Below are 14,291 nucleotides of genomic sequence, written 5' to 3'. Positions count from 1 at the left end.
CTTAGTTCTGTCGATTATTCTTGTTCTGAGTTGCGTAGGTAGTATCCTACTCCACGTCTTGTGATTAGCCAGATTGGGTGACTTGGGTTGTCTTCAACCTTTTCTCTTAGACGACGAACAGTAACATCAACTGTACGAACATCACCAAAGTAGTCATATCCCCAAACTGTTTGTAGCAAATGTTCTCTAGTCATTACTTGACCAATGTGTTGAGCTAAGTAATGTAGTAATTCGAATTCACGGTGAGTTAATTCAATGTTTTCACCACGTTTTGTAACGGTGTATGCTTCTGGATGAATGACAAGGTCACCAATCTTGATGTCCTTGTTTTCATTGTCAGCAACTTGACCATTATCGTTATTAGATTGACGACGTAAGTTGGCCTTAACACGGGCAACTAGTTCTCGGTTTGAGAATGGCTTAGTAACGTAGTCATCAGCACCTAGTTCAAGTCCTAAGACCTTATCTAGTTCTGAATCCTTGGCAGTTACCATGATAATTGGCATGTCATGTGTCTTTCTAACTTCTCTGGCCACTTCTAGACCGTCGACTTTAGGCAACATTAAATCAAGGATAATCAAATCAGGGGCTTCTTCTTCAACTTTTTGAAGAGCTTCTTCCCCATCGTATGCGACTACGACGTCATATCCTTCTTTTTCTAGATTAAATTTTTCAATATCTGTGATCGGTTTTTCATCATCTACAACTAAAATTTTTGCCATAATATTCTATCTCCTTAACAGGAATTGATTTGTTTTTTGTTCATATAAACGTTAACGAAATACTATCATTTCAAGGATAGTTATACTTTTATCTGTTTTTAAACCGTTAACTTACTACATTATAACACGCTTGGTCTTTTGTTTTCTAAACGTAATGTTCTTGCAATGAAGATTTAAAGTATGACTTTTTTCAAAAATTAGGGGTTGTCAAAATATTAATTATCATGCTATTATAAATATCGTTGATTTGAGGCAAGGAATTGCTAAACAGCTTGTTAATTAATTTTAAAAAAAGTGTTGCAATCCTTACTCTAACATGGTATTATAGTTTTTGTTGGTTGATAGCCAACAGATAATATTTTGGGCAGTTAGCTCAGCTGGCAGAGCAACGGACTCTTAATCCGTGGGTCCAGGGTTCGATCCCCTGACTGCCCATAACTGATAAAAAGACATCGCTTAGGCGATGTTTTTTTGTACCTTAATCATAATATGAATAATTAAAAGACGCTACTTTAATAAGTAGCGTCTTTTTTAGTATTGAGCAATAAAACTATCTAGTTTTTCCATATTTTTCTTTTGGAAATCGCAATTTAATAGGAATGGGCTTAAATAGTATTTGTTTTTTCTTCCATCTGTCTTAAAACTAAATACTTTTCTCAAAACACTATTTTTATATCCCATTTCAGAGATCGATTCCTTTGGAATAAAGATATTTTGTCCGGTGAATCGAGATAACTTATTAATTCCCATGAATAACACACCGTCTTCTTCAAATGACAAGATAAACCACTTGTCAGTGATTGCTGCATATGCAGTGGATATTAGCATTCTACCCATGTTCGCAGCTTCGGCAACCACTACATTGTCTGCGGTTGGTTCAATCCCCATCGCTCGTTTATAAGCGATGACGCGATCGGTTTTAAAATCATTTCCAAAACCAATCTTCGCAGGTACTGGTGCATTATAATTAACGTTATGTATTGGTTCTTCTTGGTTACTTTCAACAACTGTTGAAGTATCTTCCATTGTCAAACTTTCGCCACAGTTAGGACAAAATTTTTTGATATTTTCTAGTTTATCGCCACAATTGGGGCAAAACTTCATTGCCATATAAATGCATTCCTCTCGTCTAAGAATCTATAGAAGATTCTTTCGATATTTTTCAAACATTAAAATCATATCATAAGATAAGCAAACAATTAGACCGTTTATCCAAAAAACATCATTATCAGCACTCTTTTTTCAAAAAATCAGAAAAATATTTTTTCTAATTTTTCACTCATTTTTTCGTAAATGATTTGCTTACTAAAACATAATCACATCAGTTACTTAGCTGTCATCATTGAAATTTATTTAACTAGAATTTCGAAATAAAAAATTAGAGAAAAATTATAATATCAGTTGTGTTACTAAAAATAAGTGCTATACTTTGGTCAATGATAATAAAGATAAAGAGGAGGAACCATTTTTATGTTTAACAATTCAGCAATGATGTGTATGTGTATGAACAAGTTAGCACTGAGTGGTAACTCTTTTTTCATACACTTAATTTGCTGAATGCTTAAAACCTAAATTCGGGCCTTAAACAATTCAAATTAAATGTAAGGGACTACCTTCAGTGTAAATGCTGAAGGTAGTCCCTTTTTTATTATCAAAATATTTTTATGGGAGTGGTTAGTATGAGCAACATTCATGATGATTTAATCAAGGCGTTCAACAATCAAGAGGAAAGCGCGATTCCCCTTTCTGTATGGCATCATTTTACGCCAAATGAACATGTGCAAGCAGACGATAATCAATACTTTGTCGACGCTGACATTACAAACGAACCAAAGTTTGTAGAAAGCGTGGATTCTGATTTTGTGAAGCTAATGAACGACGGATTTTTCACCTACAATCTAAACAACGTTGAAAATTCAAACGACATTGATTCACTAAAAAGCATCACCGAAATCGATAAAGACAATATTTGGTTAACCAGTCAGTCAAAGATTTTAAGAGAACAAATTAAATCACTGGATTCTGACAAAATCAAGTTCAGCAACGTCTTCTCCGCCATTACATTATTCAAATGGATCTTAATCGCAGATCAACCAGATGTAGACGTGGAAATTGCAAATGGAAAATTTGCGGATTTGTATGAAAAAAATCCGAAAGTTGTTATCCATGCACTTGAAGTGATTAACGAAGACATCAAGAAACAAATCAAAGTCGGTCACGACGCAGGAGTTGATGGCATCTTCTTCAGCACCCAAGAAATTCAAGACGACCGAATTGATAAAGAATTCTTCGATAAGGTTCAAAAACGTTTAGATGATGAATTGATTGAATATATCAATCAAAACTTCGACATTGGTATTTTACATATCTGTGGATTCGCCGGAGCTCAAAATCACCTAGAATGGTTCGTCGGCTACGACTTACCCGTATTCAACTGGGCAACCAAGTTCGACGGTTACTCACTTAGTGAAGGTAAAAAACTATTCAAAAACAAGGTTGTTCTTGGAGGCCTAGGTAACACTGAAAACGATGTGTTAGTAACTGGTAATAAAGAAGAAATCCAAGCAGAAATCGATAAATTATTAGATGAAACAGGAACAACTGGCATTATCATTGGTGCAGATTGCACGGTGCCACGCGATACTCCTGACGAACATATCAGATGGGCTGCAGAAGCTGCCCACACCTACAACCAAAGGAAAGGAAGTTAAAAATGACGTTATTAAAGATTGATCATCTGAAAAAGAGCTTTAATAAAAAGACAATTTTAGAAGACGTTAATCTAGAGATTAACAAAGGTGACGTGATTGCGGTAATCGGGCCCAGTGGTTCTGGTAAGACAACGTTTTTAAAAAACATCAACCTACTTGAACATCCCGACAGCGGAACCCTATCAATAGAAGATAAAAAACTAGACCTAAGTCACGTCAGCACACAAGATGAATTATGGCTACGCCGTCATATCGCGATGGTTTTTCAAAACTACGCTTTATTTAAAAATAAGACCGCTTTTGAAAACATCACAACTGGTTTAATTTACGGTAAACACCTGGATAAAAAAGAAGCCGCAAAGATTGCTGAAGAAGAATTGAAGCAAGTAAACATGCTTGATAAAAAAGACTTCTACCCTTCTCAATTATCCGGTGGTCAACAACAAAGAATTGGGATTGCGAGAGCAACCGCTCTTAAACCATCGGTAATCTTATTCGATGAACCAACATCTGCTTTGGACCCTGAACTAGTTGGAACTGTTGTTGACGACATCGATCAACTAGCGAAAAACGGTCAAACCATGATTGTGGTAACGCATTTAATCTCATTTGCTAAACGCATTGCCAACAAGGTTATCTTCTTTGAAGACGGTGAAATTTTATCCGCAGGAACTCCTGAAGAAATCATAGACAACCCTAAGAATGATCGAATCAAAAAGTTCTTAGAAGCCGTATCAAGAGATAAATAAGAAAGCAGGTGAATAACATATGAGTCTGTCAGAAATAATCAAGAATCTATTATCAGGACTACCCAATACACTATTTATTCTGGTTACTTCATTTATCATTTCCAGTATCATTGGATTATTCGTAATGTGGCTATCACTTCAAAAGGATAAGATATCCAAAGCTATCGCCAAAATATATACCGGTTTATCACGAGGAACCCCACCATTATTAGTACTACTATTATCCTACTATGAATTTCCTCGTTTACTAGGCTTCGTCGGTATCGATGCCAACGACTGGAGCAAGAATTTCTTTGCCATCTTTGGTCTAGCAATCGGATTTGGTGGCTATATGGGTGAGTTATTCAGATCAGCATACAACGACATTGACGACAGTCAATTCGACGCGGCATATGCTGTTGGTATGAACAAAAGAGATGTCTTAAAAGTAATTATCATCCCTCAAATGTTCACCATCGCCCTTCCTAATATTCAAACGATGTTTCTAAGCTTTTTAAAGGCTTCATCACTGGTATACGTCATTGGGATTGCCGACATGTACAGAAATGCGACAACCTTAGCTAACGTCAGCCAAGGTGTATACCAACTAAAGATTTTCATCGTATTAGGATTGCTATATTGGGTAATCACATTAGTTTTTGAATTTTTATTCAATCTATACATTAAAAAACACAACTATAGTTAGGGGGTGAAACTTATATGAATGTTAATTTCATGATTGAATCAATGCCAAAATTACTTTCCGTCCTACCAGTTACTATTTTCCTATCGGTTATCGGAGTGATTTTTGGTTTAATTTTGGCCATACCGATTTCTATCGTTCGTGAAAAACGGATACCGGTATTAGCACAAATATTTGATGTATATATATCACTGTTCCGTGGAATTCCAATTATTGTCCAAATCTACATAGTATATTATGGACTGCCAAGATTATTATTCTTGCTCAATCAAAACAATCCCGGCGCAAAAGGTTTCACCATGCCCAGCATGATTATTGGAATCGTGGCGTTTGCTTTAAATGCCTCGGCAAATCTATCCGAAGCATTCAGATCTGCTTATCACGGTGTCGATAAATCACAATATGACGCTGCGATATCCGTTGGTCTAACGAAGTCGACAACATTTAAAAAAGTGGTCATTCCCCAATTGATTCCTAACTTCATTCCAAACTTTACCAACATCCTACTTGATTTAATCAAGGATACTGCACTGGTATATAACATTGGAATCGTTGAAATCATGGGTCAAGCCAATATTTTAGCTTCATTTAGTTTCAACTATCTAGAAGCATACCTAGATGCATTAGTTATCTACCTAGTTGTATGTTTCATATTCGCGAGTTTACTTTCATTATTAGAAAACAAAATTAAACAACATGTATTTGCATAAAGAATGGAGAGATTTATATGTCAAAAAAAGGTTATATTATTTCAGGAATTATTGCTGTAGCTGTAGTAGCAATTGGTGCAGCTCACTTCTTATCACAAAACTCACAAAAAGCATCAAAGAAGCACGTTCAAGTAGTTAATGTTGCCGGTGTTGCCGACAACCGTCCTTACACTTACGCCGATGGTAATAAAATTGGTGGTTACGACGGTGAATTACTACGTAAGTTAGATGCCGATTTGCCTCAATACAAATTCAAGTACTCAACCACATCTCAAAATTCACTATTCGTTGGTTTATCAAGTGGTAAGTACGATTTAGCATCATCTGGTTTCTGGTACTCATCAAAACGTGCTGAACAATACCTATTCTCAAACCCAACAGCGATTGCTGATTTACGTTTAGTATACCGTTCAGGTGAAAAGAAGATTACTAGTTTCAAAGACATCGCTGAAAGAAATCTTAAGTTAGCTCCTATCTCAAGTGATGACGCAAGATACAACTTCATCGAACAATACAACCAAGATAACCCTAAGCACAAAGTTAACTTAGCAGCCATTGGTGACATTAGTTCAGGTGACACTTTGAAGCAACTTCAAGAAAAACAATTTGACGCCGTCTTTTACCCATACCAAGCATTCATTGGCGTTCAAAAAGCTGGTGGCGCAAAGGGCTTAACAGTATCACCTTCAATCGGTGTTAAGAACGACTACATCGTTGCAAGTAAGAACGACAAGAACAAACAACTAATCGATGCCATCAATAAGGATCTAAAGAAGCTTAAAGATAGCGGATACCTAGACAAGCTTTCAAAGAAATGGTTGGGTGAAGATACATTTAAACTTCCACACGCTGAAGAAAACTTTAAGAACAACAAGGGTTAAAAAATAAGCATCCTGAATTTAATCAGGATGCTTTTTTTATAGGACCATCAAGAATATTAATAGGTTCCAAATCATGTGCATGATGATTGGTGCGATGATCCCGTTTGATTTATTTCTAGCTAATCCAATAAAAATTGCCACAATTGCGTGTGTGATAAAAATGAATGGATTGAATAACGAATGAGCTAATCCAAAGAATAGTGATGAAATAATTAACGCCGTGGTTAAGTTGGTCGTCTTATTTACGTAAGTGAAGATTAATCCTCTAAAATATAGCTCCTCGACAATTGGTGCCAAAATCACACTAATGATAATGAAGAAATATTGTATTCTAACATCAGTAAAGCTCGTCATGTGAACTAGTTTTTGATAAATCGTCCCGTTAGGCGTCCCACTCATTAGCATTAATAACGTCACAACCAAAATCATTTCAATTGTATATACAATAATCTTTTTAGAAAAATAATTATCTTTGAACAAGCTAGTAAATTTATCCCTAATGATTAGTCGATACAAGACTATCATCACACCAATTACGACTATGATGGCGAAGATAACTTGGAATATCAACACCCAAAAGTCGCCCCCACTGAATGAATTAAGCGGATAAGAAATCAATCCAACAAATGGCGATAGGATTAATAATCCAATTAAAATTAATATTCGTTTTAAAATTGTCATAACCGTTTATCCACGTTACGTGGAATTCTCCCCCCTCGTTTGTTTTTATCTTCATCTTAGTTTATAGACAAAGCTTTTCAATATTAACGGGGGATTATTTATGAAAATTTAAAAATATTTTCTAAATATTGCTTAATCCACCGATAAATTAACAAAAGTAGACATATTTTTAATTGAAATAATTCATCTTTCTTCATATTTATAGAACTAATCTCACCGATATTTACAGTATTTAGATTTGTGTTTATAATCTCAGTAAACAAAACGAAAGGAAAATTAAGTGAATTATATTTTAGCAATTCCTATTATTTTATTAACTGCTCTAATTACTGGAAAAATATTCTCTAGAATCAACCTACCTCCAGTAGTTGGACAGTTAGTGGCCGGTATCATAATCGGCCCCGCAATTTTGAATCTAGTGAAACCAACGAATTTAATTTCGTCATTGGCTGAATTAGGCGTGATCTTATTAATGTTTATCGCCGGTTTAGAAAGTGATTTAAAACTACTCAAACAGTATTTCAAACCCAGCATTGTCGTGGCCATAATGGGCATTATTTTCCCAGTTATCGGTATTTTTTATACCAGTAAGTTGTTTGCTTTATCAAACATTGAAAGTCTATTTATCAGTGTTATTTTTGCCGCAACTTCTGTATCAATTTCAGTTGCTGTACTAAAGTCAATGAACGCCCTAAATACAAAATCAGGAGTCACAATCCTAGGGGCAGCTGTGGCAGATGATATTCTTTCCATCTTGCTATTAAGCGTCTTTATTACATTTACCGGTGTTAGTTCAACACATGGCAGTCAAAATATCTTCGTTTTGATATTAATGCAAATTGGATTCTTTATTTTCGTTTGGATCTTATTAATCTTAGTCAAAAAATTCAAAATTAAAATCAATCATACATTGGCACCAATAGTTGGTTTAATCGTTTGTTTATTATTATCCGCTTTGGCAGAACACGTTCAAATCAGCGCAATTACTGGAGCATTTTTTGCTGGTATATTGATTGGACAGACTAACTACAAAGAATACGTTGACCGCCAAATAAATCAGTTTGGTAACTTATTATTTATTCCAATTTTCTTCGTCAACGTTGGTCTTAACATGAATATAAGTGGAATCGTAGAAAACGCATCACTATTCATCGTGCTATCAATCGCTGCCGTTATAACGAAGTTCTTGGGAGCATATTTAGGATCTCGTTTCTTTAAATTCACTCGATTATCAGCAACCGAAATTGGTGTCGGAATGATTAGTCGAGGTGAAGTTGGTTTAATTATTTCTGAAATCGGTTTGAAAAATAATCTAATCTCAGATAATTACTACTCAACAATCATCGCTTCAATCATTTTAACCACAATTCTGGCACCATTGTTACTAAAACCAATCGTGATGAAAATAAAACAAATATAAAAAGACACCCCGTGGGTGTCTTTTTTAGTTTACTTAAAAAATAGCTTTTGAATATCTTTGAACTGACGAGTCTTTGAAAGTCTCAATAAAATAATGTAAGCGATAATGGATCCTGAAATCGCTCCACCAAAGAATTTAGGTGTAAATACGAACCAGAATAGTTGGTTACTGCTGCCAGTGTACCAAACCATAACAGGATATGAGGCAAGTGAACCTAACACCCCAGTTCCAACAATTTCACCAATTACGGCCATCCAGTTTTTACGATAGATAAGATATAGTAATCCTGCTAAAAATGATCCAAATACAGCCCCAGTAAATGCTAGTGGTGGAATTCCTAGCAATAACATTCTAAGGCATGCGCAAACGATGGCCATGACTAATGCATACCATGGTCCCATCAATACCGCTGCTGTCACGTTTAGTACTGATGACATTGGTGCCATCCCTTCAATTCTAAAAATTGGTGATAACACAAAATCTAAAGCAATCATAATTGCTAAAATCGTTACTTTCTTGATGCTAACTTTTGAATCCATTAATAAAGCTCCCCTCAAATATGTATACTTCATTAATGGAGTTTTCCTGCACAGCATCTTAATTAAAAAAGTCCCTATCTATATAGATAGGGACAGTCCAAGTGCGTTTATCTTCCCTAGCGCCAGCATTATCTGGATCAGGTTCTTGGGTATAATCTCAGCCGATTAAGGCACCCCATTAATGTTTGTATTCTCAAATCATACCTTACTTACATATAATAGTCAAAAAGATTCATGAAAATTAAATAGTGGACAAAAGCCACCTTTTAGATATAATTGTTTCAAAGGATGTGATGATATGGACGATAAACAAATTGAAACAATCAGACATTTCAACCGTGAATACACCCAGCGATTAGGAATCCTACAAAAAAACGTTTTTAATAGCGAAATCAGTTGGGCAGAAGCACGAATATTAATGGAAATCAGCTACCTGCAAAAGCCTACCCCGATTAAAATTTCCAGTAATTTAGATCTCGACAAGAGTTATGTCAGTCGTGTTATCAAGCGTTTGAACAAACTAAACTATGTCGAAAAAACTACATCCAAAGAGGACAAACGAGCAAAGCTATTAGTCTTAACCGCTACTGGAAAGAAAGTCGTTAAACAGCTAAATACCCATTCCGATGAACAAATTCAATCAATCGTAAATAATCTCGACAACGAGGAGCAAGAAACTTTTTATCAATCAATTAACACCCTAAACAAACTACTAGAAAAAGGTGGAATTAATCATGTGGAAGACTAAACAATTTTCAGAACTAACCCTAGAAGAACTATTCGAAATTTACCGCGTCAGATCAGAAGTATTCGTTGAAGAACAACACATTGTCTACACCGACCCTGATGAAAATGACAAGAATTCCCTTCATGTTTTTGAAACCGATGGTAAGACCATCACAGCGTACGCCAGGATCTTTCAAGACGGTGACCACGTTACATTTGGCCGCGTCCTAACTACCCAACAAGTTCGCGGAACCGGTAAGGGGAAGGAACTCTTGGAATATATCCTAAAAGTAATAAAAGAACAATTCCCTAGTACTAAAGTCGAAATTGACGCCCAAGCACATGCCGTTGGATACTACGAAAAAGGTGGTTTCAAAGTTACCAGTGAACCATTTATTGAAGCCGGAATTGACCACATTAAGATGGAATATTAAGCAAATAAAAAAGCCTACCGAATTTGGTGGGCTTTTTTGAAATATTTTTTAAAATTGATTGTGATTTTACTAACTTAACATCTATTTGTAATTTATTTATTTTTACTTCGTGTTCAATAATTAATCATTATCGACATTTAATTGAGTATTTATGAACGCCGCGTCCATTTTGAACTTTTTCACTAAATTTATTTCCATTAAAACGATTGGTACAATGGGTAAAAATTTAGTAAGGAGGAACTAATCATCATTCATTTAAAATGTCCAATTTGCGGTAATGTATTTTTTAATCAAATCAAATGTAAGTACTGTCGTCTTATCACAAAACAATTAAAACAAGATCTTAAAAAATCATATAAACAAATGACCAACTCATTTGATAAAAGGATTCGTCATATGAGTCTTTTTGGTGATGAAAGATTCCTACCATTAATATCATTAGGTTGTGCAATCATAACCGTTGTGATCATCGATTTAATATTAGTATTGATATCATATGTTCCATAAAAAAAGAGGGTCAGATTATACTGACTCTCTTTTGCGTTTCCATAATACAACTGGTTTTAAAATTAATGGAGCTAGAATTGTTGTCGCCACAATCACGGCAATCAACGTTGAATAATAGCTAGTTGAAATAAAATGACTGCCCAATCCAGCTTGTGCGATAACAATCCCGACTTCTCCGCGACTTATCATCCCTGCCCCGATTTCCACGGAGTTGGCTAAATCAATTCGACTAAGTTTGGCACCGATAAAAGCACCCAAGAACTTAGTTATAACCGATAGAACTATTAGAATTAAAAACATTGAACAGTGCTTATAGATTCCATTAATTTGCATATCAACACCAATACTTACAAAGAAGATTGGAATTGGGAGCAAAGTCCCTAGCCCTTTTAGTCTAGCCATTAATACCTTTTTGAACTTAGTCTGACTAACAATTAGACCAGCAAAGAAAGCACCGGTAACTGCACTTAACCTGACCATTTCAGCGGTTCCAGCCAGAAATAGGCACAATAGGAATGAATATACTCCTGCCTTGGCTGTATCAAGATCTATAGTATTGATTAATAACGTTACAATCTTATAGCAAAGCCATAAGAATAAGAAAAATACGATTTGTAAAACAATTAGGAATAACGCATCTGAATTACCGTGACCATGGCCTACTCCTAAAATCGGAATAGAAACACTTAGCAAGACAATTGAAATAATATCATCGGCTACGGCTGCGGCTAAAATCGTAATTCCGGCTGCCGATCTTAATTCTTTCATTTCTTCTAATACGGCAACTGAAATTGAAACAGATGTTGCAGCAAATACAATTCCGATAAAGGCACTTTCAATGATAGAAAGTTGGAAATATCTACATACTAGGTAAATTGATCCGACTGGTAATACCACGCCAAATAGTGCAACAATAACACCTGGTCCGAAATATTTTTTCAATCGATCAATATCACAGGTTAATCCGGCACCAAACATCAATAACGCAGCACCTAAACCAGCTAGAGCAATCACGATGTTTTGTCGATGAATTAATCCCAGTACGGATGGTCCAAGAATTACACCACCAATAATTTGTCCAACTACCTCTGGAATATGTATTTTAGAAGCAATCATTCCAAAAAATTTCGCAAAAGTAATCATTAAAAACAATGCGATTAAATAATTCAAATAAATCCTTCCCCCTGAATAAAACAATTCTGTTTATTTTAATACAATATGGTAGTACTATTTATAAATAACTTAGTTATAACTTATTACTTTAGAGAAAGGGAGTCAACATTATCGACGCACCTCACCCCGCCCGCTTCGGTGAAAAAATATCAACTGCATTCTTTTTAACCTCCATTGGTGGTTGCCTTGATGCCTATACTTACATTGAACATGGTGGAATCTTTGCAAGTACCCAAACAGGGAATTTAATTTTGTCTGCTTTAGCGTTGACACAATTCGATTATGGTCACTTTTTAGAAAGAATCTTGCCAGTAATTGCCTTTTCAATCGGAATTTTATTGGCCAATTGGATTCACCATAATCTTGATAAACATAAACTAAACTACTGGAAGGTCTATATTTTGGCCATTGAAATTGCAGTCTGTACAATCGTGGGATTTTTGAAATACAATGTTCCACAATTAATGATCACGACTTCAATGTCTTTGACAACGGCCCTTCAACTTTCAACATTTAATACAATGTCTGGATTGGGATACTCCAACATGTTTAGTACTGGAAACCTTCAAAAAACAATGAATAATCTATTCTTGTATTTGGAGACTAAAAAACACGAATTCAAAACCAAGTTACTTTACTACGGTGGTCTGGTTTTAAGTTTTCTATGCGGAGCTTTTGAGGCCAGCATCTTATCACTTTTCTTCCATACTAAGACCATCTGGGTTGTCGGATTGGAATTAATCGTCATTCTTGTATTCCAAATTCGATGCATCCTAATCTATCGACACGAAAACCAATTATAAAAAAGAGTAAATTTAAAATTTACTCTTTTTTTACGTTTAATTTACTTAAAAATAACATCACCCTGCTAACATGTAGTTACAAAAGCAGAGGAGGGGTTGGATGTTAAAAAAACACAAATACCTTTTATTACTATCGACATTTCTATTCATGGGTCAATCAGCTTTATCGCCAAAGTTTACGTCGCACGCAAGTAGTGAAACCAAGGCTAAACAATATAACTATAATTTCTCTTACAAATCCGTTTTAAATCAGCTTAAACAGGATAAGAGTAAGCAATTAAAGCTAAAGCAAATCGATAAAGCTATCAAATATAACTACTGGCACAAACCTAATTTTGGTTCCACTCAAAAGGTTGGTGTCACCAGCTCCTCTAACAACACAGAGTTAATTTCGCTGTTTGAAAAAGCTCTTAAAATCAGCCCTAATAACATTCAATATCTGTTGGGACTGGCATCGATTTATCAACTAAACGGAAACTCCAAGGAAGCACAATTGGTCTTGAAAAGAATCAGCAATATAGATCCGAGTAACTACCAATCATTACTTCAATTAGCGATGAATAACGAATTATTCAAACAACCAAAAAAGTTTTCGGCATCACTTCAAAAACTAAATCGTTTGAATAACTCCAAAACAACAAAAATTAAAAAGATAACCAAATTCATCCAAAAATCATTAGATATGAAACTAAACCAACATGTTGGTAACACAAATAAGGAAAGCAAAAGTGACTACATCGTCATTTTAGGATTCGTCCTAGACAGCAATGGCAAACCACAAAAGACACTACTACAGCGCCTAGAAAAGGGATTGGAACTTTCCAAGAAACAACCAAAGGCTAAAATTATTGTTTCTGGAGGTGAACTCCCAGCCGAACCCAAAGTAGAATCAAAGGTTATGAAGAATTGGTTGATTAAACATGACGTTAATAGCGATCGTATCATCACCGAACAAGGTTCACTAGACACCGTCGGCAATGTGATAAACGTGACTCACATACTAAACGATCATCATGCTAAGCACGTTACGATTGTCTCAAGTTCATCGCATATGCGCAGAGCTTACACACTATTTGAGACTGCAAAACTGGTTTCAAACGGTAAATACAGTCTTTCTCAACTAGTATCAGTCGATGATCCAAATGCTCTAAATACTTTGAAACAAAATGACCCAGCCGTAAATAAAATCATCTTGGATTCATTAAGAACCAGTGGATACTGGTTAATTCCAAACATCCAAAGATAATTCTCAAAAGAACTTTTTCAATAAAGTTCTTTTTTGTATTTTTTATTCGGATTTTACTTATTAAACGTTAGTATATCAATACTTTGGGCACGATATGTAAGTATTCAATTTGAACATTTTTAGACAAAATTTCAAAAATGTTCGACGAAAAAAAGCGAAATCGCTCACCACTACGTATTATGAGAAAATTAAATTATTATAATCATTCAGTACGCACTATTCAAATTGACATTCAAGAATGTTTTTACACTATATATGCGTGTTAACATTATTTTAGACACAAGTTATAGTGTATATTTTAAGGATA

15 protein-coding genes, 1 tRNA gene and 1 pseudogene are annotated in these 14,291 nt (G+C 35.1%); 11 read left to right on the top strand and 6 right to left on the bottom strand.

Annotated features, from left to right (window positions below; translation table 11 throughout):
- Positions 1–14: 14 nt before the first annotated feature.
- A complete protein-coding gene (gene yycF / locus JUD45_RS04545; protein ID WP_203619770.1) occupies positions 15–725 on the bottom strand; it encodes a response regulator YycF in 711 nt (236 codons plus the stop codon).
- Between the two features lie 359 nt (positions 726–1,084).
- On the opposite strand from yycF, the gene JUD45_RS04540 reads away from it, so the two are divergent.
- Positions 1,085–1,157: transfer RNA gene (locus JUD45_RS04540), tRNA-Lys, on the top strand.
- Positions 1,158–1,253: 96 nt separating this feature from the next.
- Here the strand turns inward: JUD45_RS04540 and JUD45_RS04535 are convergent.
- Positions 1,254–1,748: a hypothetical protein gene (locus tag JUD45_RS04535; RefSeq protein WP_225424902.1), complete on the bottom strand. Its 495-nt coding sequence runs from the start codon at positions 1,746–1,748 to the stop codon at positions 1,254–1,256.
- Positions 1,749–1,760: 12 nt separating this feature from the next.
- A pseudogene (locus tag JUD45_RS07090) lies at positions 1,761–1,826 on the bottom strand (zinc-ribbon domain-containing protein); the annotation flags it as partial.
- 575 nt (positions 1,827–2,401) lie between these two features.
- Between JUD45_RS07090 and JUD45_RS04530 the strand changes: the two are divergent.
- The 5 genes from JUD45_RS04530 to JUD45_RS04510 are packed head-to-tail and all read left to right on the top strand — an operon-like array spanning position 2,402 to position 6,455.
- Positions 2,402–3,433 (top strand): uroporphyrinogen decarboxylase family protein, encoded by a 1,032-nt coding sequence (locus JUD45_RS04530; RefSeq protein ID WP_190238381.1) that lies wholly within the window; start codon positions 2,402–2,404, stop codon positions 3,431–3,433.
- Positions 3,434–3,435: 2 nt separating this feature from the next.
- Entirely contained in the window at positions 3,436–4,182 is a 747-nt protein-coding gene (locus tag JUD45_RS04525; RefSeq protein WP_054605195.1) for an amino acid ABC transporter ATP-binding protein, read from the top strand.
- 19 nt (positions 4,183–4,201) lie between these two features.
- A complete protein-coding gene (locus tag JUD45_RS04520; RefSeq protein ID WP_203619765.1) occupies positions 4,202–4,867 on the top strand; it encodes an amino acid ABC transporter permease in 666 nt (221 codons plus the stop codon).
- A gap of 14 nt (positions 4,868–4,881) precedes the next feature.
- Positions 4,882–5,574 carry an amino acid ABC transporter permease gene (locus tag JUD45_RS04515; protein ID WP_203619764.1) on the top strand — a complete coding sequence of 231 codons (693 nt, stop codon included), beginning with the start codon at positions 4,882–4,884 and terminating at the stop codon, positions 5,572–5,574.
- Positions 5,575–5,591: 17 nt separating this feature from the next.
- Entirely contained in the window at positions 5,592–6,455 is an 864-nt protein-coding gene (locus tag JUD45_RS04510) for a transporter substrate-binding domain-containing protein (RefSeq protein ID WP_203619763.1), read from the top strand.
- A gap of 36 nt (positions 6,456–6,491) precedes the next feature.
- On the opposite strand, the gene JUD45_RS04505 is transcribed toward JUD45_RS04510, so the two are convergent.
- Positions 6,492–7,136, bottom strand: a complete 645-nt coding sequence (locus tag JUD45_RS04505; protein WP_138727290.1) for a CPBP family intramembrane glutamic endopeptidase — start codon at positions 7,134–7,136, stop codon at positions 6,492–6,494.
- A 280-nt stretch (positions 7,137–7,416) separates the two neighbouring features.
- On the opposite strand from JUD45_RS04505, the gene JUD45_RS04500 reads away from it, so the two are divergent.
- Positions 7,417–8,556, top strand: coding sequence for a cation:proton antiporter (locus tag JUD45_RS04500; protein WP_203619762.1), 1,140 nt, complete (start codon positions 7,417–7,419; stop codon positions 8,554–8,556).
- Between the two features lie 29 nt (positions 8,557–8,585).
- Here JUD45_RS04500 and thiW read toward each other — a convergent pair whose 3' ends face one another.
- Complete coding sequence (gene thiW / locus JUD45_RS04495) at positions 8,586–9,095, bottom strand: energy coupling factor transporter S component ThiW (RefSeq protein WP_203619761.1); 510 nt, start codon at positions 9,093–9,095, stop codon at positions 8,586–8,588.
- A 298-nt stretch (positions 9,096–9,393) separates the two neighbouring features.
- Between thiW and JUD45_RS04490 the strand changes: the two genes are divergently transcribed.
- Both JUD45_RS04490 and JUD45_RS04485 read left to right on the top strand, forming a co-directional pair.
- Positions 9,394–9,843: a MarR family winged helix-turn-helix transcriptional regulator gene (locus tag JUD45_RS04490; protein ID WP_138727287.1), complete on the top strand. Its 450-nt coding sequence runs from the start codon at positions 9,394–9,396 to the stop codon at positions 9,841–9,843.
- On the top strand, positions 9,830–10,255 hold the full coding sequence (locus tag JUD45_RS04485) for a GNAT family N-acetyltransferase (RefSeq protein ID WP_138727286.1): 426 nt from the start codon (positions 9,830–9,832) through the stop codon (positions 10,253–10,255). Before JUD45_RS04490 ends, JUD45_RS04485 begins: the two co-directional genes overlap by 14 nt.
- Before the next feature lie 522 nt (positions 10,256–10,777).
- Here the strand turns inward: JUD45_RS04485 and JUD45_RS04480 are convergent.
- Positions 10,778–11,932, bottom strand: a complete 1,155-nt coding sequence (locus JUD45_RS04480; protein ID WP_138727285.1) for a cation:proton antiporter — start codon at positions 11,930–11,932, stop codon at positions 10,778–10,780.
- Positions 11,933–12,042: 110 nt separating this feature from the next.
- Here JUD45_RS04480 and JUD45_RS04475 point away from each other — a divergent pair, with 110 nt between their 5' ends.
- On the top strand, positions 12,043–12,738 hold the full coding sequence (locus tag JUD45_RS04475) for a YoaK family protein (protein ID WP_080998063.1): 696 nt from the start codon (positions 12,043–12,045) through the stop codon (positions 12,736–12,738).
- A 100-nt stretch (positions 12,739–12,838) separates the two neighbouring features.
- Positions 12,839–13,984: a YdcF family protein gene (locus tag JUD45_RS04470; RefSeq protein ID WP_203619760.1), complete on the top strand. Its 1,146-nt coding sequence runs from the start codon at positions 12,839–12,841 to the stop codon at positions 13,982–13,984.
- Positions 13,985–14,291: the final 307 nt, after the last annotated feature.

Source organism: Apilactobacillus nanyangensis (assembly GCF_016861915.1).
Classification (GTDB): Bacteria; Bacillota; Bacilli; order Lactobacillales; family Lactobacillaceae; genus Apilactobacillus; species Apilactobacillus nanyangensis.
Note: the sequence above shows the minus strand (reverse complement) of the source record. Positions and strands in the feature narration are given on the sequence as shown.